We start from the raw sequence: 25983 nt of genomic DNA on the forward strand, positions 1-25983 counted from the left end.
ACCGGTTCCTCGTCTCCCGCCAAGACCAGGGCCGGGTGAGCAGGGCCTCTATCAGGAATCCACGGCCGGGCCAAATCCCGAATCCTGCGGATTCTCTCCCTGTTGACCCGGTCTCCCGGGCCCTCGTTCCTTCCTTCCCTTTCGAGGTAGCCGCCGTGATCGCCCACCTGCAGCGCGCCAGCGACACCGCCGGCCTGCTCGCGTACCTGTACGGGCCGGATGAAGGCGGTGCCCACGTCAGCCCCCGGCTGATCGCAGGCGACGGTCACGGGGCGCCGATCGAGCTGCTCGCCGAGCCGGGCTCGCTGCCCTACCTGGCCCATGCTCTCGACGCTCCGGTCGAGCGGCTCGGGGCCCGCGCTCCCGTCCGGCCGACGTGGGTCTGCTCGGTCCGTTCCGATCCTCGCCGACCGGACCTCACCGACGCGCAGTGGGCCGTTGTCGCCCGCCGGTTGGTGTCCGCCGTCGGGATCGCCCCGGAAGGCGATCCCGATGCCTGTCGGTGGATCGCCCTGCGCCGCCAGCCCCGTCAGGTGCACGTCGTGGCCACCCTCGCCCGTGAGGACGGCAGCCTGCACCAGGGCTATCGCGACGCCTTCCGCCTCCAGACCGAGTGCCGCCGCATCGCGGCCGAGCTGGGGCACCTGCCCACCGCACCCCATCCGACTCCCCGTGCCCAGGAGACTGCTGTGCCTACCCCTCCCATCACCATCTCTTCCGAGGCCAGCGGCAGTGTCGTGGCGAAGGGCGCCAATGATGATCTTTCCGCGTTGATCCTCAAGCACGCCGGCTTCCGGCAGATCGAGGACTGGCACGGCCGGCGCCACCGGCTTCCCACCACCATCGCGGTCGCCGACCAGGTCGCCATCGCCAGCCACGCGGCCGAGATGCTCCGTGCCGCCCGTTACGGCGTCGATCTCGCTCCTTCCCTGGACATGGCCCGGATCAGTACTCCGGCGAACCCCCTTGGGCCCTACGCCGCCGGAGCCGCGCTCCTTCAGATCACAGACCGCATCAGGTCGGCCGAGAACGGGGCGGACCTTCGACAAGCGGTCGACCAGCTCCTTCACCCCGAGCACGGAGTCCTGGAACGTGCCCGGGAAGCGCTGGAGGCGGCGAGCGAACACATCACCGACCTCGACGACGAGGCGTACGCGCTGGCTGACCGGTTCGGCTTCGCGGCGGAGTTCGTCAGCTCGGCGCAGTCGGAGGTCGTCGGCTCGGAGGACGAGCTGCGTCGTGTCGGCGGCCCGTCCCGGGCCGAGTCGCGGACGCGGTCCTCGCATCTGCCTGCTTCCCAGAGCGCGGCGTTGGCCGTGTCGCCTGCGGCTGCCAAGGCAGAGGTCGTCTCAGTCTTTGGTATCGAGTTCACGGATGCCCGTGCGGCCGCACGCCCACCGCGTGCCTCCGGTCCTCGGCGGTGATCGGGTGTTCTCCTCGTCCGCTTCACCGCCGGCCTGTCGCGTACGTGCTTCGTGCGGCGCCACCGCCGGCAGCCCCACCGTCCGCGAACGGCTCTCGTCCCTCGCCGACAGCCTGCCCCTGCCGGTGACGCCGTGACTCCGCCGCCTCTGCCTTCCGGCACCAGACCCAGGACCGTTCCTGCGGGTGGAGCACGTGTGCCACGTGCTCCACCCGCCCTGGCCAGCCAGTACCACCAACTCACGGAGGAACCGTGCCCGAGTCCTACTCCAGCATCGGCGAGGCCATCGGCGCTGCGATGCAGCACAACATCCGGCTCGTCCACCGCAGCGTGGCACCCGGCTCCGACAAGCCGCCGCGGGTCCGACACCTGCCCAGCGCTTCCGCCGACCCGTACTCCCTCCCCAGGATGATCGCCCGCCTCACCGAGGACGCAACGCCCAAAGAGGTGGCGGGGATCATCGAGGAGGTCAACGGTGCGCTGGTCGGGGCTCTGCCTCAGCTGACCGAACTCGTCGCCGCTGCCGCCGACTGGACCCGTGTCCGTCTGGCGTTCGACGACCCGCACCACAACCCCGTCTTCGAGACCCGGACACGACTGGCCGCCGCCCACGTCATGCTCCAGGACGCTCAGGAGCAGCTTGCAGCCGCCGAGGACGGGATCGCCGCGTGCCCTGCCGAGCGGACCGACCCCCGGTACCACGAGAGGGTCAACGTCCTGCGGGCCCGGGAACTGCTCGACGACGTCCTCGGCACCGGCCCGGTCGCCGCAGCGCCTCCCGCCCGCGTTCCGGACGCCGACCGCCGTCGTGCCGACCGTGCTTCCACGCCGCAGACCAGCCCCCGACAACCGTCGTCGCAGCCCGGCACAGAAGAAGTCCCGGCGCGCACCCCACCGCTCTGCTCTCCAGAAGGGCCCTCCATGGCCAACCTCGCCGACACCTACGGCACCGACGTCGAAATCTTCTGCTGGGCCGATGACTTGGTCTGGGCCGACTGCCGGACCGGCCTACCCGAATCGGCCCACCGCATCCTGCGCTCCTGTGGGTTCGCCGCCCCAGGCGACCCGGACGATCCCGCCTCCTACAGCCTCGCGTCGCACATCGTCGGCCCGGACCGGCAGCTCGCCTCCTCCTCTGCCGCGAGCATACTGGCCGACCTGGGGTACCGCGTCGCGATCGACCCGTCCCTGGCCGCCGGCTACATCGGTGAGACCGTCGGTCACGAGGCACGACAGCTGGCTGCTGCCCGCCAGGTCTCCCCCGTGGCGGCTGAGAGCAACACCGGCACCAGTGCCCCGCCATCCACCGCGCCGCCCCCGTCCGCGGCACACCCCACCACCCGCTCCCGATGAAGCGTTCCGTTCGATCCGCAAGGAGTAGGCCCGTGAGCTGTACGAGAGCCGAGCGCGCCCCGCCCCGCCCGCTCGCGCCCCAAGGAACCACCCGTGCCTTCCCCGCGTACCAGTGCGCCGTCGACCACCACCGGCTCCGACGCGCTCCTCTATCTCCTGTTCGGCGTCTTCGGCGCCGCCATGGCCTTCGGCTCTCTCGCCTGGCTGATCGGCAACCTCACCAACTCCCTCGTCGGAAGCGGTCCGTGGACCCCGTTCCGCGCCACTGACGCCCTGCTGCACCCCGAGGCGCTGTGGCCGGCCCTGACTTCCACCGCTCTGCTGGTCGGCGTCCGCGTCGTCCCCGGCCTGCTCACCCTGGCGCTGCTCACCACTGGCCTGGTGCTGTGGCTGCGCTGGCGCTCCGGTGCCAAGAACGGTCTCGCCCGCAAGAGCGACCTGACGCCGCTGCTGGACAAGGAGATCACCGCCAAGGCGAAGAGCCTGCGGCCGTCCCTGAGCGGCCGGGAGTGTAAAAGAGGTCGCTCCCGCCGACCGCGGCATCCTGCTCGGCACCCTTGATCCCGGTCGAGCCGATGTCCGTGCTTCCTGGGAGGACGTGATCGTCGCGATCATGGCCCCGCGAAGCGGGAAGACCTCCGGGCTGGCGATCCCCGCGATCCTCGCGGCTCCCGGCCCGGTCCTGCTCACCTCCAACAAGGCGGCGAACGACGCGTTCACCGCAACGGTGGACGCCCGTGCCGAGGTCGGCACGGTCTGGACCCTGGACCCCCAGCAGATCGCCCACCATCCGCGTGAGATGTGGTGGGACATCCTGGCCGACGCCCGCGACCTGGCAGGGGCGAAGCGGCTGGCCGGGCACTTCGTCGCGGCGAGCGTGGACGAGTCGAGTGGCTCCGACTTCTGGTCCACCGCCGCGTCCAACACGCTCGGCGCCCTGTTCCTGGCCGCCGCGAGCCACCGGCGGCCGATCACCGACGTGCTGGCCTGGCTCGCCTCCCCCGCCGACCGGACCCCGGTCGACCTGCTCACCGACGCCGGCCACGACGCCGTCGCCGCCCAGCTCCAGGGCACCGTCTCCGGCGCGACCGAAACCCGCGACGGCATCTACGAGACGGCGAGGCAGTACGCGAGCTGCCTGCTCGACGCGGAGGTCGCCGCCTGGGTCACCCCGAGCGAGGACCTCCCCGAGTTCAGGCCGCTCGCCTTCGCCACGTCCCGCGACACGCTGTACCTGCTGAGCAAGGATGGCGGAGGCAGCGCGTCCGCGATCATCGCGGCGGCGGCCGACGCGGTGATGCGCGCGGCCGTGATCGTCGCCGAGCAATCCGGTGGACGGCTCGACCCGCCCGCCCTGTGCGTCCTCGACGAGGCGGCGAACGTGTGCCGCATCAGCGACCTCCCGGACCTGTACTCGCATCTGGGCAGCCGGGGCGTCATCCCGATGACGATCCTGCAGTCCTACCGGCAGGGCCAGCGATGCTGGGGCGAGGCCGGGATGGACGCCCTCTGGTCCGCCGCCACCGTCAAGATCGTCGGATCGGGCATCGACGACGCCGACTTCGCTGACCGCCTCAGCCGACAGGTCGGCGACCACGACGTCCAGACCGTCTCGGTCTCCACGAGCGAGAGCGGCAAGTCCACCTCGGTGAGCATGCGCACCGAGAGGATCCTGCCGCCCGACGCGATCCGCGCCCTACCCAAGGGCAAGGTGCTGCTGCTGGCCACCGGTCTGCGCATTGCCATGCTCAGCATCCGGCCCTGGTACAAGGAGCCCTCCGCCAAGCTGGTCGGACCGGCCTCCGCCCGCGCCACGAAGGCGATCACCGAGCGGGCCCTGGCGAAGACCGTCGGCCACGACGACTTCGGGCTGTCGGCATGAGCGCGCCCACGCCGCGTTCCGCGCGGCTCGCGCAGTCGCCGGCCGTCCTGCGCGAGGGCCGATGGTGGCTGGTCGCCGATGCCGGGTCGGTTCCCGTCGCCGATCCCGCGTTCATCACGGTGCTGGACGGCTTCGCCGAGGCGGTGGCCGCTGCCGACCGGGCGGTCGCCGATCTGCGTGCCCGGCCGAGTGAGCCGTCCGCTTCCAACACGCGAGGTCGTCGATGAACCCGCTTCTGAAGGCCGAGCAGGCGGTCCTCGGCGCGGTGCTGCTCGACCCGGGCCAGCTCTCGCACCTGGAGTGGCTCGCGCCCGATCACTTCTACCGGCCGGTCCACCAGGCGCTGTTCGCCGCACTGCGCAATCTCCGAGGCGATGGCCACCCCGCGGTAGAGGGCGAGGGTCCGGTGCCGCTGTCGTGGGTGACCGACGCGGTCGCCGAGGCCGGCCTCCATGTCCGGGGATTGACCGCGTCGTACGCCCATCTCCTGGTCTCGGCCTGTCCGCGTCCGGCGCACGCTCCGGTGTACGGCCGCATGGTGCTGGAGGGCGCGATCCATCGCACCGTCGCCCAGCACGCGATCCGCCTTCACCAGGAAGCTCGCGCGGGCGCTGTGCGAGGCGAGGTCGAGGGAGCGCTGCACCACGCGGACGTCCTGACGGGGGTACTCACCGATCTCGCCCGGCGGTGGGGCACCGAACCGCGCCCTGTCGCGCCCGCGACATCGCAGGCCCCCGACCCGCCTGCCCTTCCGCCGGCTCAGGCCGATCAGGTTGCCGAGGACGAGGAGTTCCTTCTGTCCGTCCTCGTCGAGCGGCCGGGGGCCATGGGTGAGGTGGTGGACTGGCTGCGTCCCGCGGATTTCGCCGACCCGGTCCACGGGCAGCTCTACCAGTGCCTCGGGGCGCTGCACCACCGGGGCGAGCCCATCGACCGGATCACCCTGCTCTGGGAGGCCCAGCGGCGCGGCCTGCTGGCCGACGGCACGCTGTCGGAATGCCGGTTCGCCGCTATCTGCGACGGCGTCGGGGCCGGTGACGCCGAGTGGCTCGGCAAGCAGGTAATGCGTTCCTCCCTCACTCGCACCGCAGCCGCCTCCGCCCGCGCCGTCCGCGCCCTAGCCGAGGACGAAGTCTTGGCCCCTGGGCGGCTCATCAACCACGCCCTGCACGCGCTCGGCCCGCTCGACGAGGTCCGCGCCCGTTGGCAAACCGCGACCGGCCGGCCGGCTTCACGGGCGCCAACGACCGCCGCTTCCGCAGGCGGGCCGCCGGCGGCGCGGGTGCACGCGGCCCTCACCCGCAGTACGCCGCGCCCCGCTCCCTCGCCACCGGGCCCTCTCGGTCGTGGGCCCACCCCGACCGCCGCGCGCCCGCCCTCGCGCAGCCACAGCTGACACCCCATTCCACCGCTCGTCCTCACGTACAGGAGTTCATCGTGACCACAAACCCTCTCGCCGACGCTCTGGCCATACGTGCCACCGCCTCGGCCCTCGACGCCCAGCGCGGCAAGCTGCCAGTCCCCGGCGACCCGCACCGCCTCCCCAGCAGCGTCGCCGTCGCCCAGCAGATCTCCGAACTCGGCAAGATGATCACCGAGCTGGGCGACGAGGTCCTCTTCCGCACCGCCAACAGGGAATACGACTCTCGCACTTCCCTCGCCGTGTCCAGCTTCTCCGCCGCAGTACGGCCCGCCGGTGAGGCGGCAGCCGCCCTCGGGGAAGTGGCCCAGCAGCTCGCGTTCCTGGAACGGACCGAGCACCTGCACGACCGGCCCGACACCCGGGATGCCCGGGAGGCGGCGGGGCGGGTGATCGACGAGGCGCTCGGGACGGCAAACACGGCCCTGCGGGAGGCAGCCGACTCCCTGCACGCCGCCTCGACGTCGGTCTCGCCGCCGTCGAGGCGGCTCCGGGCAACCCTCGGCCGGACCACCACCCCCATGTACGAGGCCGTACCGGCTACCCCCGCAGCGCCGGCACCGGCGGCGGCTGTCGTGCCCCGGACCGTACGGAGCCGGTGACATGCCCGCCATCGTCTCCCGCCCTCCGCTGATCGGGTCGCTCTGCTCCGGGTACGGCGGCCTCGACCTGGGGGTGCAGGCCGCTCTCGGCGGCACGCTCGCCTGGCACGCGGAGGTCGATCCGAACGCCTCTCGCATCCTGACCCGCCACTGGCCCGGCGTCCCCAACCTGGGCGACATCACCACCGTCGACTGGTCCACCGTCCCCCGCGTGTGCGTCCTGACGGCCGGCTTCCCCTGCCAAAGACGTCTCGGTCGCCGGCCGCCGGGCCGGACTCAACTCCCAAACCCGATCGGGGCTGTGGCTGCACGTCGCCCGTGCGGTCGAGGCCCTCCGACCCTGCTTGGTAGTGATCGAGAATGTGCGCGGCCTCCTCACCTCCCCCGCCGGCTCCCCTGGCGACGTGGAACCCTGCCCGTGGTGTCTGGGAGACACCGCAGGTCAGTCTCCTCTGCGGGCACTCGGTGCCGTACTCGGATCCCTGGCCGACCTCCGGTACGACGCGAAATGGCTCGTGCTTCGCGCCTCCGACGTCGGAGCCCCGCACCAGCGCGAGCGGACCTTCCTCACGGCCTGGCCCGCCGGAGACCCTGCTCAAGACGCCGACCAGCAACATCGGCAAGAACGGCGGCTCCCAGCACCCGGCCAAGAGGAAGAGCGGGGGCCACGGCCCGAACCTGGCCGACGAGGTCGAGTGGCTCCTGCTGCCGACCCCGAAGGCGCCGGACGGAATCAAGGGCTCACCCAACCAGCGGCACGGCAACGGGGACATGACCCTGCCCAGTGCGGCAGCGTCCCTGTTGCCCACACCCAGGGCCAGCGACACGGGCACCCCGGGCCGCCGCCCCGGCAAGGGATGGCGCCCTCCCCTGTCGGCGGTGGTCCTGCCGCTGTGGGTGGAGCCGTCCCCGGAAGCCGAGGAGTCGAGCCGCGATGGGGACCGTACGCAGCCGCCATCACCCGATGGGAGACACTCACCCGCCCCGCGCCGGCGCCCACCGACGCGGCCGGTCGGCTCCGTGCCGACTTCGTCGAGTGGATGCAGGGCCTCGACGCCGGCTGGGTCACCGCCACCCCGGGACTCGGACGCCCGGCTCAGCTCACCGCGCTCGGCAACGGCGTCGTTCCCCAACAGGCCGCTCGGGCTCTGCAGTTGCTGGCACCGCCGTTCCCGCGCTGTCCGCGCTGCGCGGCCGGGTAGCGGCTCCCTACCGGGTTTTCCCGGCCGGGCCAAACCACGGATTCTCCGCATCCTCTCGGGCATGTCGCCGTCTCACAGATGGAGCACGCTCTCATGTCCGACACCAGTCCGACCGCCCCCGCCCCCGGCCCTGAGCCGTTCCGGGTCTCCGACGAAAACCTCGACGACCTCGCCAGCGCCCTCGCCAAGACCATCGCGGAGGTCAGGCGCCACGGCGTCATCCTCGACCGCCTCGGCTCCGAGCCCTATCCCGTACCCCCTGCCGACCAGCAGACGGACGGCGCCGCGGAAGCCGGGGCGGCCGGCCCCGAGAAGGCCGACGGCCCCACCTCGGTGTTCATCCTCGCCCTGGGCGGCGAGGCGTACGCCGTCGAACTCGCCGCCCTCAGCAACTGGGTGAACCACCTCCTCCTGCCGGTGTACGGCCGGGAGATCAGCACGACGCGCCCCTGGTGCGCGCAGTGGCACGAGCACCCGGAGGCCGTCGCCCGGCTGCACGCCCTCTGGCTCGCGTGGCAGCAGCTCACCGACACCGAGGCCGGCCTGGCCGGTCCGTCGACCTGGCACCGCGACCACCTGGACCAAGCACTCGTCCACCTCCGCGCCCCGGACGGCCCCTTCGCCGCGTGCACGACCAGTCCGACCCGTCCCAACCATCGGCTGCTGACCACTCCCGCCCCTGAGCAGTCGGGGGTGGCGGCATGAACGACCGCTTCGACTTCGCCTTCGACTTCGATCTCGACGAACTCGCCCCCACCGATGCCTCGTCCGAGGAGGCGGTGGAGAGGTTCTGGTCCGGCGACCTGACCGCGCTGTCCCAGCACCACACCACGCCCAACGGCTCCCACAGCTTCGTCATCGCCCACGACCAGTCGGCCATCTGGGGAGCGCCCGGCGCTCCTCAGGTGATGGCGATCGCCGTCGCCCGGGATCTCACGCGGTTCACGTACACCCTGGAGACGAGCCACCACGCCACGGTGCCCTTCGCCCAGAACTGGCTGGTCGAACGCGGCTGTCCACCCGAGAAGATCGCCAAGATCCGCGACGGCCTAGTGAAGCCCGCCGACGACCTCACGCTCTGGGTCGAACGGCAGATCCGGGAGTCGGGCACCCGGTACGAGGTCCTCGACAACCACACCTCGGACTCCGACCCGTGCGAGACGTGGACGCTGACGCGCGACTCCCGCGCCGACGAGGCACCGATCCGGGTCTTCCACGAAGAGTGGAACCACGACGCCGGCACATACACGATGCGCGAGGGCGCCTTCGCCAACGTCGGCACCGCCCGCTCCTGGCTGGACGACCGCAGCGGCCCGCTGCCCGAGCCGCCGGAATACAGCGATCACAACGGCGCTGTCGTCCGGGCCCGCGTCGCCCGCATCGCCCTCGCCCGTTCGACCGGTGCCTCCGCTGCTCCGAAGGCCAGCATGGACTCCCCCCGTACGCCTCCGGCGGGACCGGTCCAGCGTCCGGTGCAGGGGAGGCTGCTGCGAGCCGCGCCCGCTTCGCCTTCGCCGCACACCCTGACGCCATCGCCGACCTTCGGGAACTGCCTGATGAGATCCGCGACTTGGCGCTGCTGGAACTGCAGAACCTGGTCCACGGAAGTGACGACTGCCTGCCGTTGAAGGGCCGCCTCGCCGGCTTCCACAAGGTCTACGTCGACCCGTCCGTGTCCTACCGACTGGTCATCCAGTTCCGTCCGGCCTCGCCGACCTCGGCCCACAAGCGCGAGGTCTACCTCGTCGCCGCCGGAAGCCGGAAGGACTACGCGGTCTACCGCACGGCCCACGTGCGCACCGCCCCTCAGCAGGGCACCGAGACGGCCTCCGCCGACGAGGCCCGCGTCCAAGCCGCCCGGTCCCGTTCCTCCCTCACCGCAAGCCGCCCTACGGCCGCCGCCCCGGCAACTCCTCCCACAGTGGCTCACTCCACGGCCGCCCCTTCCCGAAAGGTCCCCCAGCGATGACCGCCGACCGCGCCCCGCTGTCCCGTACCGACCTGGCCGGCCTCCTCACCGGGGCCGCGCAGAGCGTCTCCGGAATCCTCGCCGCCGAGTACCCGACGGCCGCCAGCCGCTCCTACCTGCACCCCGTGCTGGGCACGCTGTCCGCCGGTCCGCACGTGGTGGGCGAACTGGCTGACCGGCTTGAAGAGTTCATGGCCGCCGAGCCGCGTCCCGCCACTCCGGCGGGTCTATTCACCCTGGCCTCCTACGCCTCCGCGCTGGGCTGGCTCACCGAGTCCCTCGCCGAGCTGACCACCGCCGTCGACCAGATCTGCACGCGCGTGGGCATCCCAGCGGAACCCCGGGACCTGGACTTCGCCACGACCGAGGACGCCGAGGAGGAAGACGGGTTCGACTTCGCCTTCAGCGCGCTGGAGCTGGCAGCGATCCGCGCCGCCGCTGAGGCCGCCGGGCTCCCGCCGGGCGACTATGTCGACGTGCTTTCCCAGTCGCTGCTCGCGGCCTCCCGGATCACCGACGCCTGCATGGAGATCTCCAGCGGCCTGCTCGAGGACGCCGCGTACGTCCTCGACGAGGCGGCCGACCGCATCTGGATCGGTGGCGAACCAGGGGGCCTGCCCACTCTGGTCCGTTCACTGCTCGCCCGGATGGAGGCGGCCGCATGCACCAGCCCCACGTCCCCGCCCGGCCCGTCTTCCCCATCAACTCGTTCGACGCCCAGCGCATCGAGGACGCGTTCGGCCTGTCGGGGCCGAAGTGGACCACCTGGTCCGTGATGACCCTGGCCCAGGAGGGCCGCCCCATGCGAATACGGGACATCGCCGCCAAGCTCCCCTTCGTCAGCGAGCAGGTACTCGGCCTGCGGCTGGCCGCCATGCAAACCGGCGGGCTGGTCACCCGAACCGACACCCGCCACGGAGCGCCATACCGGCTCAGCGCCCTCGGCGAGTCCCTGACGCACGTGCACCGCGCGCTGGCCGACTGGTCCCGGATCTACCTGGCGCCCGACGCGACGGCCGAAGCCGAACGCGTCGAGGACGCTGTACGGCGTCTACGCCCGCGGCATTCCACTGCCCTGATCCAAGTCCTTGCCGACGGCGGCCCGATGCGGTTCGGCCACATCGCCGAGGGCATCGGCCGGGCCGACGCCTTCACCCGGCAGCGCCTCCTCCGGCTCCAGGCCGACGGCCTGGTCACCCGCACGGGACCGCAACACGGCGCCCCCTACATGCTGACCGATGCCGGCCAGGAGCTGGGCCCCGTCTACGCGACCGTCGAGCGCTGGAGCGTCCCCTTGGCCACGCAGCGGGTCCTGTCGCCGCCCGCTTCCGCCACGGTGCTCCAGCAGACCCACCCTGGCGTCCCGTTGGGGTCGGACGGCGCCCGGACCGCAGCAGCCCTGCGCCGAAGCGCTGCTGTACCGAGCGCCCTGTTCAGCCATGCTCCCGAGCCGCAACCGCGGGTGCTGGCGTCCCTGACCACTCCGTCGGCCCCAGGACGGGTCAGGTGATCCGGGTGGCGCCGAGAACCAGAGACACCCCGCCATCGCCATAGCGTCCGTGTCCACGTGTGCTCCGGCCCTTCGCTGCGCTGCGCACGCGGGCGCGTTCCCTTCCTCCCACACGCGCCTGGAGCTTCGACCATGCCCGCCCTCCCCGACCCGTCCCGCTACGAAGAGGTACTGGTCAGCCCCATGTATCTCGCCGGCTCCAACGGGACTGGAGACGCCGGCTTCGCCCCCGTGGCCCACTGGCCTCACCATTACCTCGACGACGGACCCTGCCAGCTCCTCGTCACCTCGCCCGACCAGCGGATCCGGATCGGCTGGTTCGGCGACGACTTCGAGCTGTGGAGGATCACCGCGGCCGAGGAGGCCGTCGCCACGCCCCGCTGGACGGCGACCTTCAACCACGTCACCCCGGCCGAGATCGTCGCCGGCCTCACCACAGCCCTGGCCCAGGACTACGCCGCATCCGACCCGTACGAGAACAACGGACGCTTCCTGGCGGACCCGTCGTTGTACTGGGCCGATGCCGTCCAGCCGCTGCTCGATGCCGGCTGGCGCCGAGAGACAGCCAAGTACGGAACCGTCGAGATCACCGCTCCCGACGGACTGGCAGGTGTCGAGATCGACACCCTTCGCGGCGGACGAGACGCCGAGACCGTCATGCTGTGGGCCGGTCCCCGGGGCTGGGGTACGCGGGCGGAGGCGGTGTTCACGGCCCGCACTCCGTCCCACCTGATCGCCGCGACGGCGGCCGTCATGTCCAGTCCGGCCCCGGTGGTCCGTGAACGCCACATGATCCACCGCGAGATGGAGCCGCTGGTCACTCTGACGCCGGCCGGCCCGGCTGCCGATCCCCGGGTCTCTCACTCTCCGACTCCGCTCGACGTACGCCGCACCGCTGTCACCGAGGCCGTACGCCGTGCCGCGCGTGCTCCGCGGACAGCAGCCGACCTCCGCGTGATGGCGGCCCAGAGCCGCACCACGTCCTCGGCGCAGAAGCGGTCGAACACCCTCACGTCCGCAGCCGCAGCCCGGCCGCCGGCCGCTTCGTCGGCTCCCCGGCACAGCCGCTGACCCCCGCCCTGACCTTCCCGGACGCCCTCCGCCCCTCCGGACAACAGGAGTTCCGCCATGCCCGACACCACCGCGCTCGACCAGGCCACCTCCATGATCGAGAAAGCCTGGGGTCAGCCCATCGAGGTGTTGGAAGTCCGCGCGGTCCGTCGCCCCTGCGACGACCCGCTCCTGCGCTCGGCCATGCACATCCGTACGGCCCTGGCCATCACCGACAACGCGGTGTCCGTTCACCAGGACCGTCTGCACGCCCTGACCAGGCCCGGGTACGTGCCGGCGTTCTACGAGCTGGACCGACTCTCCAGCTCGGCGGCCGACCTTCGCGTCGCGCTCGCGGAGAGCGGTGCGTACGTGCAGGCGATCAGGCGTGTGGTCGAAGCACGCGAAGCCGCCTCGACCGCTGACCGGGGGCCGGCGGCGAGCCTGTCCAGGGCTGCTGTCGCCCGCTCGGGGCTCGCTTCACGTACCCCGGTCCAGGTCCCCGACCAGCCTGTTCCTGCGGCTGTCGTCGGGCCGTCGGCGCCCTCACCGGGGCCGCGCCGCTGAACGGTTAGGCAAGGCCTTCGTCGTGGTGGGCGTCCTCGGTGCGGGCACCCATCACGCGGGCCAGCTCCTCCACGGTCAGCTCGACGTGCCGTCCTTCCACGGCCCGGTGCTCCACCACCGCGTCCTCGTCCGGCCACCTGTCGGACTGCGCGCCGATGCCCCACTGGCCATCGGCGACCATCGCGATGTCGCCCACGGTCCACGGACGCCCGGCGGCGCGGATCTTGCGCTCCAGCCCGGCCCCATCCCAATGTCTGCTCGGTTCCGTCATCCCTGCTCCCCCTTCAGTCCCGTACGACTCGCTGCCGTAACTCGAGTACGACAACCCCGGCCGTCGTTCCATTCCCGCGCCGCTGGCACTCCGGGCGCCTGGCCGTCATCAGTTCGCCCACGGCAGACGGGGCATCCCCGCAAACGACTACGGACTTCGGCACACCCCATGTCAACGTACAAGTGTCGGGAAAACCGCAGGTCAACGAAGGGATCGTCCAACCATGAACGCCTCCGCCACCCTCCTGCCCGCTGTCGTCCGCCCCGCCGTGGAAGACCGCCACTGGCTCTCCTCGGACCACTGCGCGAGCCCGGTGCTCGACCTCCTCCACGCCCTCGGCTGGACGATCGTCGACACCCCGGAGGCCAACGTCCACGCGGCGAGCCCAGACGGCCGCGTCTACGTCGGCTGGCTCCCCGAGGACCCTGCCTCCTGGACGCGCGACATCGTCTGGCGGGTGCAGGTGCAGCCCGCCGAAGGCGACGCGTGGGTCCAGGAGTTCGGCACGCACACCCCCGCCGAGACGGTGGCCGGATTCATCGCCGCCCTCGTCGCCCACTCCGCCCGCTGAGTCGGTGGTCGGGGTGGGCCCTCACCAGCCCGTCCCGACCACCGGTACCCCGTTTCAGACTCGCGCCGACGCTCCGCAGCCCTCCCGTTCATGAACGAAAGGCCTTGAAAGTGACCATCCATTCAGACGATCTTGTCCGAGCCTCCGGCCACATCATCGGCCTGGGTGCCAGCGTGCTCGCGGCCTACGACGCTGTCGCCGGTTCCGGCTCGGCATTCTTCGGTCTACCCCTGGTCTGCTGCGGGATGACGCTGGTCTACACCGCCGGTAGCTTCCAGGACTCCCTTCGCCGCCGCGACACCCGAGTCGTTGCCTGCCTCGCGAACAACCCCGGCATGCCAATCCCCGAGATAAGCGCCGCCACCGGCCTCCACGAGGAACGCGTCGCCAGCTCCCTTCAGCGCCTGGTCGCCGACGGCCTGGTCGCTTCCGAGGCAGGCCCGCCCCTTGCCGCCCGTTCCTACCGACTGGCCCTCTGACTCCGCCCCTCAAACCCGACCGGCCCCTCCCGTCTCCCCGGACACTTCGCCGCCGGGCCGCCCGCCGAGCGGAACAGCGCCAATGGCAGCACGGCCTCTTCGAATGAACGAGCGCCCTGGCCTCCGCCGCCCGGACGCCAGGACCCCTTTCCCAACACGAGGAATCCACCATGCCGTTCCACGCCCTACTCACCAATCACCACGCCGACGGCACCCTCTGCCCGGCGGACCACAAGCACACCAGCTCCGGCAAGCCGCTCGACGCCGACTGCCCGGGGCGCTCGTACACCCAGGCCGTCTGCTCGTGCGGCGGCTGGGAGATGAAGCAACGCGGCAAGGGCTACGTCGCCGAGTGCCGCAAGCGTCACCTCGCCAGTCACGCCCAAGGGCCGAAGGTCCTCCGGGACCTGCTCGGTGTCAACGCCTCCTGACGCTCCTGCCCCGTACGCCCTCACTGCTCCCGGAGGCTTCCATGCCCAAGTGCCTGACCGTCGGCCACCTGCTCCGCCAGCTCCAGGACCTCGACCCCAACCTGCCGATCCGCCTCGCCGTCAACCCCGACTTCCCCTTCACCCACTACGTGGGGAGCGAGGTTGTCGTCCGGGACGGCAAGGCGTTCATCCCCGACGACGGCCAAGAGGGCTACCTCTCGGTGCCGGTACGCGACGCCCTCACCTGGTCCTGACCCCTTCTCCGCTCACCGGAGGCTCCCATCTCGTCACACTCCCTCCCGCTGCACGGCCTCGCAGTACGCCCCATGCCGGACGGTGTACGCGGCGCCCTGGTCCAGCGCGTCTCCGCCAGGCACGACGGCCCGCTCGACGTCACGTGGCTCGCCGCCAGAACCCCGAGGCTTACCCTCGGCCGCATCCGCCTCCGCTGGGAGCCCGCTTCTCGCTCCGGCTGGGACGTGAGCGCGCACCTGGGCCTGGCTACTTCCGAGGTACACCTCGCCTCCTGGCCAGGAGCCTCGGACGACTGGCCGCGTCTGGTCCGCCCGACTCTCCACGAGGTGACCGGCCTGTGTGCGGCCCTCGCGTTCGCGACCGACGCCCTCAACCTCTCGAACCGCCTCGCCGAGATCTGACACCGCAGACGGCCGCCTCTCGCCGATCAGGCAGGGGCGGCTTTGCCGTACGCCCGGCCGCACGTGCGTACGCTCATCCCCGGCGAACGAGGAGGACACCTTGGCCGACGACCAGCCGCCGACTTCGACGACGAGCCGAGCGTGCACAAGGCATTCGAGGGCGCCTACGGTGCCTTCCTGGTCACCAACTTCTGGGCCCACGGCTCGGCGGCGAGGGAGACCGAGGAGATCAGCACTCTGGTGCGGGCCGCCAAGGCGACGGGCCTTCGGCACGTGGTCTGGTCGACGCTTGAGGACACCCGCGAGCTGCTTCCCCTGGAGGACGACCGGATGCCCGTCCTCCAGGGCCAATACAACGTGCCGCACTTCGACGCCAAGGGCGCGGTGAACGAGCTGTTCCGGCAGGCCGACATCCCCACGACCTTCCTGAACACCACCTTCTTCTTCCAGGGCTTCCTGCGGACCTTCGCTCCCCGGCGCGGCGAGGACGGCGTGCTGACCCTCGCCCTGCCGATGGAGGACGGCAAGCTGCTGGCCGGAGTGGACGTCGAGGACATCGGCCGCACCGCATTCGCCGTGTGCAAGGGTGGCGAGCGGTTCATCAGCGAAACCATCGGCCTGGCAGGCGACCACCTGACCGGGGCGCGGTACGCGGAGAAGTTCGCCGCCGCGCTCGGCGAGCCGGTGCGCTTCCAGGCGGTGCCCTACGGCGTCTTCCGCTCCCTGGACATCCCGGCCGCCGACGAGATCGGCAACATGTTCCAGTACTACGGCGACTTCGACCGGGAATTCACCGGGGCCCGCGACCTGGCCACGGCACGGCAGCTTCAGCGGCCTCGAACAAGCGGGTCCGGTGATCACTCGTTCGGGTGTATCCGGGACGTGGGCACGGCCTTCACGTGATCATGTACTCGACTAAGGGTTCCAGGACTTGACGCGAAGGCCGTGCTGGTGATTGTGGTGGAACAGGGTGTTCAGGGCGAGCCGTTCGCCGAACTCTCACGCTTCCGGGGGGTCTTCTACGGCTGCCTGACCGGACGGCGCGACGCGCTGTTCGAGCTCACCGACGCGATGCCGTGCACCGAAGGCCCGGTGAAGACCCTGGTGGATCTGGCGCTGGCGCCTGAGCACCGGCGCGGGCACGGCGCCCTGTACGCCGCGCTGAACCGGGTCTGCCTCGATGTCGACCGGCTGCGGACCGGGCTGGTCGGCCTGCCGCTGTCCCGCGCCGCCGACGGCCGCCTGGTGCTCGCGGTGGACGTCTCGCCGTGGCTGCGACCGGACGCCGCCACCTGCCCGGACCGCTCCTTCTGCCACACCTACGGCCGCGGCGACGCCAAGCACCAGATGATCCCCGGCTCGGCGCTGCTGCCTGGGGAGTTGGTGCGCGCCAGGCCCTGCCCCGCGGATCGGCTGGCGGCGCTGCGGGCCTTCCTGTCCTCGCCGGACGGTGCCGAACTGGAGTCGGCCAGCTCCGCCAGGCGAGCCTACGAGCTGTTCGAGGCGATGCTCACGGGCGTGCCGGTCGGCCGCGTCGCCGGCGTCGCCGAACAGGTCTGGCAGCAGCGGCGGTCGGCCCTATTCGGGTTCGTCCGCCCGCTCGTCGCGGGGTTGCGCGGGGACGGCTTCACGCCGATGCTCATCTCCGGCGGCCCCCACGAGGTGCTGCGGCACCTGGGCGAGGAACTGGGGATAGAGCATGTCCGCAGCACCACGTTCACCCACCAGGACGACCGGTACACAGGCCGGGTGGCAGCCCAAGTCATCGGCCGCAAGGACCGGGTCGCCGCCGAGCTGGCTGCCGACCAGGCGATCGACTGGTCCCGGTCGCTGACGGTCGGGAACTCCCTCGGGGATACGGACCTGTTCCGGCGCACCGGCCTGCGCGTGGCGTTCGAGCCCTCGACGGCGCTGCGGCTCGTCGCTGACGAGCACGCCTGGCCGGTCGCTGACCGCCACGACCTCCCCGAGGTCCTGCGAAAGCGGGCAGCGGTCCACCTCGTCCTCCCGCTCCCCGGACCGGGCCGCAGCCGCAGCCGCCAGGTGCAGCGCCCCGCCGCCGATCTCCCGCAGGCCCAGCGGCTGCGCCGGGCCGGCCGACGGCTGACTGGCCGGGTGCTGGCCCAGGTCACCGCTTCCGGCGCGGTCATCGGCCACTGCGAGAGCCGGGTCACGGAATCGGCCCTGCTGCTCACCCTGCTACGCCGCGAAGGGATCATGCAGCCCGTGCAGGCCTCGCTGCGCGACTACCTGACCCACCGCGAGCCGGATGCCGACGAGTTCGACGCGGCGGTCATCCGGGCGTGCCTGTACGGGGCGCCGGTCCCCGACCGTGACGGGCTGGTCGAGAGCACGTTCGCCGGGGCCCGCCAGCACTCCTCGGCGCGCAAGAAGCTCGCACTCGCCGCCGTCCTGGCCGTCGTCGGCCCGGAGCCCTTCCATGTCGAGGCGGAGCCGAAGGCGTTCGACGACCACGGCGAGGTGCCGTGGACCCGGCTGCGGCTGATGGCCATCCGTATCCTCAACCAGGCGGAGCCCGAACCCGAAGCGGTCGAGCGGCTGCTGTGGTTCACCACGGCCGGGCAGGAACGGCAGGTGTGGGAGAAGCACGTCTTCTCCCACCTGTTCGCCCTCCTCGCCCTCCAGCGCGCCCTGCCCGGCCACCAGGCGGTCCGGCACGGGGCGGCACTGGTCGCGGACTGCCGCAACAGTGACGGCGGGGTGCCGTTCATCGTCAGCGAGGAGATCTTCGCCACCGTCACCGCCGGCTTGGCCCTGGTCCGCGCCGGCGCCCCGGGGGACGTCCTCGCCTCGATGGCCCATTTCCTGGCAGATCGTCAGGCCGCGGACGGGGGCTGGGCGTACGCGGACGGGGTCGAACAGACCGACAGTGACGACACCGCCCACGTCCTGCGGTTCCTGCACGCCATCGACCCCGTGCGCTACGAGAAGCAGATCACCGCGGCGCGCTCCTTCCTGACCACTCTGGCCTCGCCCGGCGGCGGCGTACCCACCTACCTGGCGGGCCATCCCGCCGAGCCCACGATGACCGCCAACACGGTGCTCGCCCTCTCCCCTCACCGCCCGGCGCACGGGCCGTTTTTGGACCGGGCCACCGACTTCGTGCTGGACGCCCAGCTGGGCGACGGCACCTTCGAGCGCAGCTGGAGCCTGAGCGAGGCCAACGCGATCTTCCGGGCGGTCGAGGCCCTGCACGCCGCCCAGGTCCACCACCCAGGCCTGCGCGGCCACCGGATCCGGGCCGCCCTGGCCACGGCCCAGCGGCGCCTGCTGACCACCGCGAACGAGGACCGCGGCTGGGGCCACATCCCCGGCAGTCCCAGCGATCCCATGAGCACGGCGTACTCCCTCATCGCCCTGGCCCGCGACCACCGCGACACCGCCGCCGTCCGCCACGGCGCCGACTACCTCCTCGCACAGCAACACCCCGACGGCGGCTACACCGCCGTCCCGGACCAGGCCGCTCCACGGCCCCTGCCGTACGTGGTGCCCGAACTCGTCAACAACTTCGTCCTGCTGGCCATGACCCATCTCGACCCGGATCTGAAGCACTCGCACGCCCCACTAAAGGTCCAGACCCGCTGACACCGTCCCTGCGCCGGCCGCCGGTGTGGCGGTTCGCCTGTCACCCGGGCGCGCCCACGTCGTTGGACGCGTGTGCACTCTTCTTTCTCGCAGCAGTCGCTCACCGTCCCCGAATCCAGCCCCGGCCCCCGCCCCGGCCCGTTCACCTTCCTCGCCTGGACCAACATCACCCTCGGCGTCAGCGCCGCGGCCTTCACCTGGGTCACCAGCCTGATCCTGGACCGCCCCGGCGACCCGCTGATCGCCGCCTTCGCCTTCCTCCTGATGGCCGGCGCGTACACCCGTGACCGCTTTCAGTCGGCGGAGAGCGACGGCAGTGCACGTGCGGCCTGGGTGGCGCGGAACCGCCGCCCGCTGACCTGGTGGATGTACGGCTGCACGGCGGCCCTGCTGCCGCTGGTCGTGCTGCGGCCGTGGTGCGCCGCGATGCTCGCGATCACCGCGATCACGGCCTGGCTCTACACGGCCCCGCTGATCCCGTGGCGTGGCGCACGGCTCTCCGCCCGCCAGATCCCCCACCTCAAGCTCCCGTACGTGATGGCCGTCTGGACGCTGCTCGGCGTGCTGCTGCCCGCCGTGCAGCAGCATGTCCTCGCCGATCCGCGCACCTGGCTGCTGGCGCTCGCGGCCCCGCTCATCGGCAGCGTGACGGCGCTCCTGAACGACCTGCGCGACATCGATGCCGACCGGCGCGACAGCACCCACACCCTGCCGGCCGTGCTCGGCGAGCGCCGTACCCGGCAGACCGCGTACACGCTGGCCGGCCTCGGCGTGCTCATCGGCCTGTTCGTGCAGCCGCTGCCGCTGCTGGTGTGGGCCGGGTACAACTGCGCCCTGCTGGCCTGCTACCGCCCCGTGCCTGGCGAACACCCCAAGCCCTGGGGCGATGCCCAGGGCCTGGTGCTGCTGGCCGCCGTCCTGCTCCTAAGCTGACAGCGACTGCTCAGTGCGCAGGCCAGTCGTCAGGGCCTGCGGGTGTGGTGGGGCCGAGGGCGAAGAGCCATTCGTCTTCGCGAGTTTCGGTGTGCACCCTGACGTGCCGTACGCGTAAGCCGGCCGGGCCGCCGCGCACGGCACTGTGGTGCAGGCCGCCGTCTCAGGGCCTCGACAAAGTGACGGTTCGTCCGATTAACCCGGTTCGAGAAGGATTAGGCGCCCAGGCGACGTGGAGCAGGCACGGACTTCCAAGATCATGGAGTCCTCGACGCCCCGTGATCCGCGGCAAGGCCACCGTGAAGACCATCTACGCGGTGACCAGCCTGACCGCCGGTCAGGCTGGTCCCGCCAAGATCGCCACCCTGATCCGCGACCACTGGAGGGTCGAGGCCCTGCACCACCTCATCGACACCATCGCCACACACGGGCGTTCGCGACACCACGTTCGCCGAGGACGCCTCCCAGCTGCGGAACGGCAACGCGCCCCGAGCGATGGCGAGCTGGCCCAACCTGGCCATCGGCGCACTCCGCCTGACCGGGGCCATCAACATCTCCGCCGCGCTTGGCCACAACGCGCGCGCTGGCAACGAACAACGGGATCACGCGCTCAACTGGCCACACCTGGCGGGCAAGCGGCCGGATGACGCGCTTCGCGGCACAGGGGCCACACTGGACACACAGTGCGACCGATACGGTACTTTCCGTGACGACAGTGGGGCGCCCCCTGAGCGGTCCACGCCACGGAGAGGATCTCAAGATGATGCGACGCATGGCCATGACCCTGGGCCCGTTGGCAGCCGCGGCGGCCTTGGCCGTCACCATGCCGGGCTCGGCCTACGCAGCGGAAGGCCGCCTCGTCATCAACGGCGCCGCGCACGAAGACCCGAGCGGCTGCTACGCCGTTGACTCGTCCCCCACATCTGTGGGCAACCACACCGACGCCATCGTCGAGGTCCACACCGGACCGGACTGCTCGGGACCTGTGGAGGGGCTAGTCCACCCGGGTGAGACGTACCAGACCGAAACAGCCGGAAGCGTCTTCGCCCCCTGACCCCAGCACCGGTGGCGGCGCCTTGCACCCCGGGGCGTTGCAGGTCGTTGACGCGGGGCGGGTCGGTCAGGCGCCGCTCGCGGAGAACCGCCGCGCCCAAGGCCTCGGCCCCCGGCAGAGGGAACGCCTGCTCGAACTCTTCACGCCAGCGGCCCGGCCAGCGGCGGCCTGTCGGCCCGGGCCCGGCTCCGGCAGGGGTGGAGGACGATCCGCCGCGACGATCAACCGGAGGAACGGCGATGGCGTACGAGGACCGCACGTAACACGGCATCCAGGAGCCGGAGACGACTCGGCAGCCCGCTCCGGCTCCTGGTCGAGAAGCCCGAACCCGGCCCCACCAAGCGCCAGAACGTCACCGTGCTGCGCGAGCTCAAGGCGAAGGACGAGCACGAGCTCGGCGGCTACGGCTGGGTGGCTTTGTTCACGAGGTTGGGCTCTGGCGCAACTTCCGTGAAGTCGAACTGATCCTCGGTCCGACGCTCAACGGCTCTGGGGACGGCCGGGCGAGCGCGGCCGTTGCCGATGGATGCGGTGCCAGTGAATCTGCCTCGCGTGCCTGGACACGCTCGGCCTGCCACTGGCATGACACCGACACTATGAGCCCCTCCGGCCATCCCTGGATCTTCCGGTGAACTGCGCCGCGGGCATCTCACCTGTGCTAGACGCCCGTCATCACTTGACTCGGCATCACCACCGGGCCGATGCCCCCGAGGTCGCAAATCACCTGAACGGGTGACCCGGCCGGGCAAGGCCGTCGAAATCTTTGACAGCAACCCGGACTCTCCGGTCCGTTCCTGACGGGACCCCTCGCCCTGACAAGCCGAAGTCGGTAATCCAGCTCCGTCAGGCCCTCCGTGAAAAGTCACCTTGGCGGGTGAAAGTCAGTAATCGACGCTTCCGTGCGCTCAAGTCCGCCGCGAATTGGGATACTTTGGCGCCGTTGATACGCCAGGGTGCGCCTCTCCGTGCTGAAGGGAGTGGACCATCCCTGTGGGAGGGCTGGGGTGAATGTCGATCTCGGTGGAACGCGCGTCCTCGCGGTGCGGGGGCGCGCTGGCCGACGCCATGCGCGGAATCGTCTTATCGGGTGAGAGTGCCGACCTCGATGGTGAGCTTCCCGGTCTGCTTTCGCGGGTCGCCGGTGGCTCCCGGACGGGGCTTGCTCCGGAGGCGGCGACGGCCCGCTCCTACGCGGTGATGCGCGCGCTGTGCGCCTCGACGGACCCACCGTCCGTGATCGTCCGCGATGTGCACCGGCTGTGCGCCATGCACGATTGGGCGGCGGTCGCCGAGCCGACGGCCGGGGCCTTGATGAGCGTCCACTACAACCTGTGCGTCGCCTCGATCATGGGACTGTCCCAGCGGCCCGAGTACACCCGGGACCTGCTCGCGGAGCTCGACGGCATGCGCTCGGTGGGGCTGCTCATGGCGACGGAGGGGACCACCGGAAACGATCTGACCTCGATCAGGACCCGGGCGCGGTACGACGAGGCGACGGACTCGTTCGTTCTGACGAGCCCGGACGCGGCGGCGTACAAGGTCATGTCGACGTCGGCGTATCCGGGGGTGGCGAAGATCGCGGTGGTGCTCGCCCGGCTGGACCCGCCGGCCGGGGCGGGCGGGCGGGACCGGGGTCCGCTGCACGCCTTCCTGGTGCGTATCGCCACGCAGGACGGGCCGGTCCCGGGAGTTTCCGTCACCCCGCTGTCGCGGGGCCTGGCCGGGGGCATGGACTACGCGCGCACCGGGTTCCACGGAGTGGCGGTGCCGCGGACGCACTGGCTGGCCGGGCCGCGTCCGGACGGTGCCGACGCCGATCCGCGCAGGCCCGATCCCGGTTCCCTCGGCCGGTTCTGGCTCACCCTGGACTGCCTGAAGCTCGGGCGGATTCTGCTGCCGAGCATGGCGCTGGCCACCGCCCGCGCGTCACTGGCCATCACCGTGCGCTACTCCCTGCGCCGGATGACGCGGGGCGCGGCCTGGGCGGCGGTGCCCGCCCTGTCCCAGCGCAACCACCGCGCGGCCCTGATGACCTGCCTGAGCCGGGTGTACGCGGCGACCGCCCTCGTCAACGACGCCAAGGACCGCTGGGCCGCGGGTATCGCGGAGCCCGAACGCACCCTGATGGTCAACAGCGTGAAGGTCCACGCCTCCTACACGGCCCTGTCGGTGATCGACGAATGCCGGGAGCGGGCCGGGGCACGCGGGATGCTGCTGGGCAACCGCATCGCCGAGTACCTGGGCATCGCGCACGGCGCGGTGACGGCCGAGGGCGACAACCAGGTGATCGCCCTCGCGCTCGGCCGCCTGCTGGCCGCCCGGCCGCCGGCCCACCTCGGCCGGCTCGACGCGCACGGCCCCGCACCGTCTGGAGGGGCCTTCGACGCCGCGCGGCTGCGGTCCCTGCTACAGGCCCGGGTCCGCGGCCTGCTCGGCGAAGCGGCCCGGATCCACCGGGCCGGCGGCCGGGCGCCGGGACGCGAGACGGCCGCGGAGGCGTTGCGCGACGCCGCGTTGGCGTACGCGGACGCCGAGGCGTTTCGCAGCCTCGGCGAACGGATCCCGGCCGGCGGCGCCGACGCGGCGCGGCGCGTCCTGGAGCACTACGGCCTGGGCGCGGTGCTGCGGCACGCCGACTGGTACCTGGCGCACGGGCTCCTGGACCCGCAGTCCTGGAACGCGGCGCGCGAACGCCTCGAGCACGGCCATCGGGAGCTGGCCGAGATCGCGCAGGAGCTGGTCGACGCCTTCGGATACGCCCCTGAGTTCCTCGGTGCCCCCATGCAGGACGGGATCGGCATCTGAGTATCACCGTGCGCCCGCGGGGGAGCACGCCGTCACATCATCCCGAGAGAAAGGCAGTACGCGATCATGAGTGCACACCTGGAATCCAAGCACCAGCGCGCGTTCGAGCAGCAGCTCGACCTGGACGGCAACGGCTACATCGAGCGCGAGGACTTCGAGGCATTCGGCGTGCGCGTGCTCTCCGCGTGCGAGAGCAGCCCGACCTCCGCCAAGGGCAAGGCGCTCGTGGGCACCGTGCTCGACGTCTGGGAGGCGTTGCGTGCGCAGTGTGACATCGACGGCGACGGGCGTATCAGCCCGCAGGAGTACCACCGCGGCATGACGGGCGCCTTCGTGCACGAGGACGGCGGCTACGAGCGCACCTTCCGCCCCGCGGTGCGCGCCGTGCTCGAACTGGCCGACGCCGACGGCGACGGGACGATCACCCCGACGGAGTTCCGTGCGCTGCAGGCGGCCCTGGGTACCCCGGACCACGAGGTGGAAGCCGCGTTCCGACGCCTGGACGCCGAAGGCCTCGGTGCGGTGAGCATCGATCGGATCGACGCGGCGGCACGGCAGTTCTACACCGGCGAGGGCCAGGAGCCCGTCGGTGACCTGCTGTTCGGAGCGTCGTGATCCGTTCCTATCCGTCCCTGGTCGCCGGCGCACCCGAGAGGGCCGACCACTGGGTGTACACCGCCCGCGCGAGCGCCCTGATCCGAGATCCACTCACCGTCGGCCGCATCGTGTTGCAGCGCGAGCGCGGCCAGGCCGACGGTGAGGACGGCGCGGATGCCCGGCTGGCCGGGCGGGTCGCACTGGCCCGCCCGGACCAGCTCGCCCGCGCACTGCGTGCCGCGCGCACCGTCCAGCCCGCCTGGGCCCGCGTCCCGCTCGACCAGCGCCTCTCGCTGGTCTCCGCATTCCATCACCGCCTAGCCCGCCGCGGCGAGGAGTTCGTCGACCTCTGCGTCGCCGAGGGCCACCCGCTGCCGGTGGCCCGGTGGGAGCTGTCCGGAATGCTCGAAGGCTCACATCAGGACTCGATCGCCTTCGCCCGCCGCACCGCCCGGCACGAGACGCGGGTCGGACACCGCACCGTACGCCTGCACTACCAGCCCGACGGCGTGGTCGCCCTCAGCCCCCCGCAGAACGCCCCGGCCAGCGCCGGCGCGCTCGGCGTCTGGGCGCTGGCCGGCGGCAACGCCCTGGTGGTCGGGGCACCGCGCAGTAGCCCCCTGGCACTGGCCTTCCTCTATCACGAGATCGTCTCCCCGGCCCTGGCCGAGACCGGCGCACCGCCGGGCGTCCTGTCCGTGCTGTGCGGTGACACGAAGGAGACGCTGCGCTCCTGGCTCGAGAGCCCCGACGTCGACACCGTCTTCTACTTCGGCTCCTCCCGGCGCGGCCAGGCACTCGCGGCCGAGTGCCTGGCACGAGGCAAGAAACCGGTGCTCGAACTGTCCGGCAACGACGGCGCACTGATCTGGCGCGACGCGGACCCCGCCCAGGCGGCCCGCGCGCTGGCCGAATGCTTCCACGCCTCCGGGCAGATCTGCATGGTTCCCCGCTACGCGATCGTGCACCCGGACATCGCCGACCGGGTCATCGCCGCAGTGGTCGAACAGGCCGAAGCACTACGCCCCGGGCTCCCCGAGGAACCGCAGGTGCTGCTCTCACCCGTGTTCAAGGCGCCCAGATTCCGGCAGGCACTGAGCGAGGCGACGGCGGCCGGCGCCCGGGTCGTGACCGGCGGCGCCCAGTGGGACCACACCGGCCAGGCGGCCACCGACGGCATGTTCATCCAGCCCACCGTGATCCGGATCGACGGCCTCCAGACAGCGTCGGCGATCCCCAGCGTCCACGAGGAGACGTTCTTCCCACTCCTGAAACTCGTCGTGCCCGACCGGGCCCCCGACACCGAACTCCTGGGCCAGGCCCTGGCGTTCCTCGACGCGAACCCCTACGGCCTGCGCAACTCCCTGTGGGCGACCGACCCCGACGTCATCGCACGGTTCTCCACCGAACTGCGCAACGGCGGCATCCTGAAGATCAACGACACGCACAGCGGCAACATCCCCGTCCTGCCCACCCACGGCGGCACCGGCCACTCCGGCGGCCCCTTCGGCGGCGCCGCACTCCCACTCCAGCGCACCAGCAGACTCCAGGCCGTCTGCGACGCCACCCACGCCACAGCGCAAGACCACGTCCTGTGAGAAG

The 25983-nt window shown here is 71.6% G+C and carries 24 protein-coding genes and 5 pseudogenes; 28 read left to right on the top strand and 1 reads right to left on the bottom strand.

Annotated elements, in window-relative coordinates:
* Window positions 1-155: 155 nt before the first annotated feature.
* The 15 genes and pseudogenes from ACFWJO_RS29040 to ACFWJO_RS29110 all read left to right on the top strand — a co-directional run bounded on the left by ACFWJO_RS29040 (window position 156) and on the right by ACFWJO_RS29110 (window position 12978).
* Window positions 156-1424, top strand: coding sequence for a hypothetical protein (locus ACFWJO_RS29040; protein WP_386869822.1), 1269 nt, complete (start codon window positions 156-158; stop codon window positions 1422-1424).
* Window positions 1425-1675: 251 nt separating this feature from the next.
* The gene (locus ACFWJO_RS29045) at window positions 1676-2776 is read left to right on the top strand and encodes a hypothetical protein (RefSeq protein ID WP_386869824.1); all 1101 of its coding nucleotides are present in this window, start codon (window positions 1676-1678) and stop codon (window positions 2774-2776) included.
* Window positions 2777-2869: 93 nt separating this feature from the next.
* Window positions 2870-4658, top strand: a pseudogene (locus ACFWJO_RS29050) (type IV secretory system conjugative DNA transfer family protein).
* On the top strand, window positions 4655-4885 hold the full coding sequence (locus tag ACFWJO_RS29055) for a hypothetical protein (protein ID WP_386869826.1): 231 nt from the start codon (window positions 4655-4657) through the stop codon (window positions 4883-4885). Before ACFWJO_RS29050 ends, ACFWJO_RS29055 begins: the two are co-directional and overlap by 4 nt.
* Window positions 4882-6054 (top strand): DnaB-like helicase N-terminal domain-containing protein, encoded by a 1173-nt coding sequence (locus ACFWJO_RS29060; RefSeq protein WP_386869828.1) that lies wholly within the window; start codon window positions 4882-4884, stop codon window positions 6052-6054. The genes ACFWJO_RS29055 and ACFWJO_RS29060 overlap by 4 nt, the downstream gene beginning before the upstream one ends.
* A 41-nt stretch (window positions 6055-6095) precedes the next feature.
* A complete protein-coding gene (locus ACFWJO_RS29065) occupies window positions 6096-6680 on the top strand; it encodes a hypothetical protein (RefSeq protein ID WP_386869830.1) in 585 nt (194 codons plus the stop codon).
* 1 nt (window position 6681) lies between these two features.
* Window positions 6682-6855, top strand: a pseudogene (locus ACFWJO_RS29070) (DNA cytosine methyltransferase); the annotation flags it as partial.
* Window positions 6856-6976: 121 nt separating this feature from the next.
* Window positions 6977-7882 (top strand): annotated as a pseudogene (locus ACFWJO_RS29075) (DNA cytosine methyltransferase); the annotation flags it as partial.
* 93 nt (window positions 7883-7975) lie between these two features.
* Window positions 7976-8587, top strand: coding sequence for a DUF4913 domain-containing protein (locus ACFWJO_RS29080; protein ID WP_386869832.1), 612 nt, complete (start codon window positions 7976-7978; stop codon window positions 8585-8587).
* Window positions 8584-9510 carry a glycosyl hydrolase gene (locus ACFWJO_RS29085; RefSeq protein ID WP_386869833.1) on the top strand — a complete coding sequence of 309 codons (927 nt, stop codon included), beginning with the start codon at window positions 8584-8586 and terminating at the stop codon, window positions 9508-9510. The genes ACFWJO_RS29080 and ACFWJO_RS29085 overlap by 4 nt, the downstream gene beginning before the upstream one ends.
* Window positions 9414-9851 carry a hypothetical protein gene (locus ACFWJO_RS29090; RefSeq protein ID WP_386869890.1) on the top strand — a complete coding sequence of 146 codons (438 nt, stop codon included), beginning with the start codon at window positions 9414-9416 and terminating at the stop codon, window positions 9849-9851. The genes ACFWJO_RS29085 and ACFWJO_RS29090 overlap by 97 nt, the downstream gene beginning before the upstream one ends.
* Window positions 9848-10627 carry a hypothetical protein gene (locus tag ACFWJO_RS29095; protein WP_386869835.1) on the top strand — a complete coding sequence of 260 codons (780 nt, stop codon included), beginning with the start codon at window positions 9848-9850 and terminating at the stop codon, window positions 10625-10627. Before ACFWJO_RS29090 ends, ACFWJO_RS29095 begins: the two co-directional genes overlap by 4 nt.
* Entirely contained in the window at window positions 10513-11361 is an 849-nt protein-coding gene (locus ACFWJO_RS29100; RefSeq protein WP_386869837.1) for a winged helix-turn-helix transcriptional regulator, read from the top strand. Before ACFWJO_RS29095 ends, ACFWJO_RS29100 begins: the two co-directional genes overlap by 115 nt.
* Window positions 11362-11493: 132 nt before the next feature.
* A complete protein-coding gene (locus ACFWJO_RS29105; protein ID WP_386869839.1) occupies window positions 11494-12432 on the top strand; it encodes a DUF317 domain-containing protein in 939 nt (312 codons plus the stop codon).
* 57 nt (window positions 12433-12489) lie between these two features.
* A complete protein-coding gene (locus tag ACFWJO_RS29110) occupies window positions 12490-12978 on the top strand; it encodes a hypothetical protein (protein ID WP_386869841.1) in 489 nt (162 codons plus the stop codon).
* Window positions 12979-12982: 4 nt separating this feature from the next.
* On the opposite strand, the gene ACFWJO_RS29115 is transcribed toward ACFWJO_RS29110, so the two are convergent.
* Complete coding sequence (locus ACFWJO_RS29115) at window positions 12983-13249, bottom strand: hypothetical protein (RefSeq protein ID WP_386869843.1); 267 nt, start codon at window positions 13247-13249, stop codon at window positions 12983-12985.
* A 223-nt stretch (window positions 13250-13472) separates the two neighbouring features.
* Between ACFWJO_RS29115 and ACFWJO_RS29120 the strand changes: the two genes are divergently transcribed.
* The 13 genes and pseudogenes from ACFWJO_RS29120 to ACFWJO_RS29180 all read left to right on the top strand — a co-directional run bounded on the left by ACFWJO_RS29120 (window position 13473) and on the right by ACFWJO_RS29180 (window position 25979).
* Window positions 13473-13820, top strand: coding sequence for a DUF317 domain-containing protein (locus ACFWJO_RS29120; protein WP_386869845.1), 348 nt, complete (start codon window positions 13473-13475; stop codon window positions 13818-13820).
* A 110-nt stretch (window positions 13821-13930) separates the two neighbouring features.
* Entirely contained in the window at window positions 13931-14299 is a 369-nt protein-coding gene (locus ACFWJO_RS29125) for a winged helix-turn-helix transcriptional regulator (RefSeq protein ID WP_386869892.1), read from the top strand.
* Between the two features lie 170 nt (window positions 14300-14469).
* The gene (locus ACFWJO_RS29130) at window positions 14470-14730 is read left to right on the top strand and encodes a hypothetical protein (protein ID WP_386869847.1); all 261 of its coding nucleotides are present in this window, start codon (window positions 14470-14472) and stop codon (window positions 14728-14730) included.
* A gap of 41 nt (window positions 14731-14771) precedes the next feature.
* Entirely contained in the window at window positions 14772-14984 is a 213-nt protein-coding gene (locus ACFWJO_RS29135) for a hypothetical protein (protein WP_386869848.1), read from the top strand.
* A gap of 72 nt (window positions 14985-15056) precedes the next feature.
* Entirely contained in the window at window positions 15057-15386 is a 330-nt protein-coding gene (locus ACFWJO_RS29140; RefSeq protein WP_386869850.1) for an esterase, read from the top strand.
* Window positions 15387-15449: 63 nt separating this feature from the next.
* The gene (locus ACFWJO_RS29145) at window positions 15450-16289 is read left to right on the top strand and encodes an NmrA family NAD(P)-binding protein (protein ID WP_386869852.1); all 840 of its coding nucleotides are present in this window, start codon (window positions 15450-15452) and stop codon (window positions 16287-16289) included.
* A 45-nt stretch (window positions 16290-16334) separates the two neighbouring features.
* A pseudogene (locus tag ACFWJO_RS29150) lies at window positions 16335-16745 on the top strand (transposase); the annotation flags it as partial.
* Window positions 16746-16856: 111 nt separating this feature from the next.
* A pseudogene (locus ACFWJO_RS29155) lies at window positions 16857-18992 on the top strand (haloacid dehalogenase-like hydrolase); the annotation flags it as partial.
* 72 nt (window positions 18993-19064) lie between these two features.
* A complete protein-coding gene (locus ACFWJO_RS29160) occupies window positions 19065-19925 on the top strand; it encodes a UbiA family prenyltransferase (protein ID WP_386869854.1) in 861 nt (286 codons plus the stop codon).
* A gap of 772 nt (window positions 19926-20697) precedes the next feature.
* Window positions 20698-20979: a hypothetical protein gene (locus ACFWJO_RS29165; protein WP_386869856.1), complete on the top strand. Its 282-nt coding sequence runs from the start codon at window positions 20698-20700 to the stop codon at window positions 20977-20979.
* 1233 nt (window positions 20980-22212) lie between these two features.
* On the top strand, window positions 22213-23784 hold the full coding sequence (locus ACFWJO_RS29170; RefSeq protein ID WP_386869857.1) for an acyl-CoA dehydrogenase family protein: 1572 nt from the start codon (window positions 22213-22215) through the stop codon (window positions 23782-23784).
* 66 nt (window positions 23785-23850) lie between these two features.
* Window positions 23851-24399, top strand: a complete 549-nt coding sequence (locus ACFWJO_RS29175; RefSeq protein WP_386869859.1) for an EF-hand domain-containing protein — start codon at window positions 23851-23853, stop codon at window positions 24397-24399.
* Complete coding sequence (locus ACFWJO_RS29180) at window positions 24396-25979, top strand: aldehyde dehydrogenase family protein (protein ID WP_386869861.1); 1584 nt, start codon at window positions 24396-24398, stop codon at window positions 25977-25979. The genes ACFWJO_RS29175 and ACFWJO_RS29180 overlap by 4 nt, the downstream gene beginning before the upstream one ends.
* The last annotated feature ends 4 nt before the right edge of the window (window positions 25980-25983 follow it).

Source organism: Streptomyces sp. NPDC127092, from assembly GCF_042722475.1.
In the GTDB taxonomy this organism is placed as follows: Bacteria; Actinomycetota; Actinomycetes; order Streptomycetales; family Streptomycetaceae; genus Streptomyces.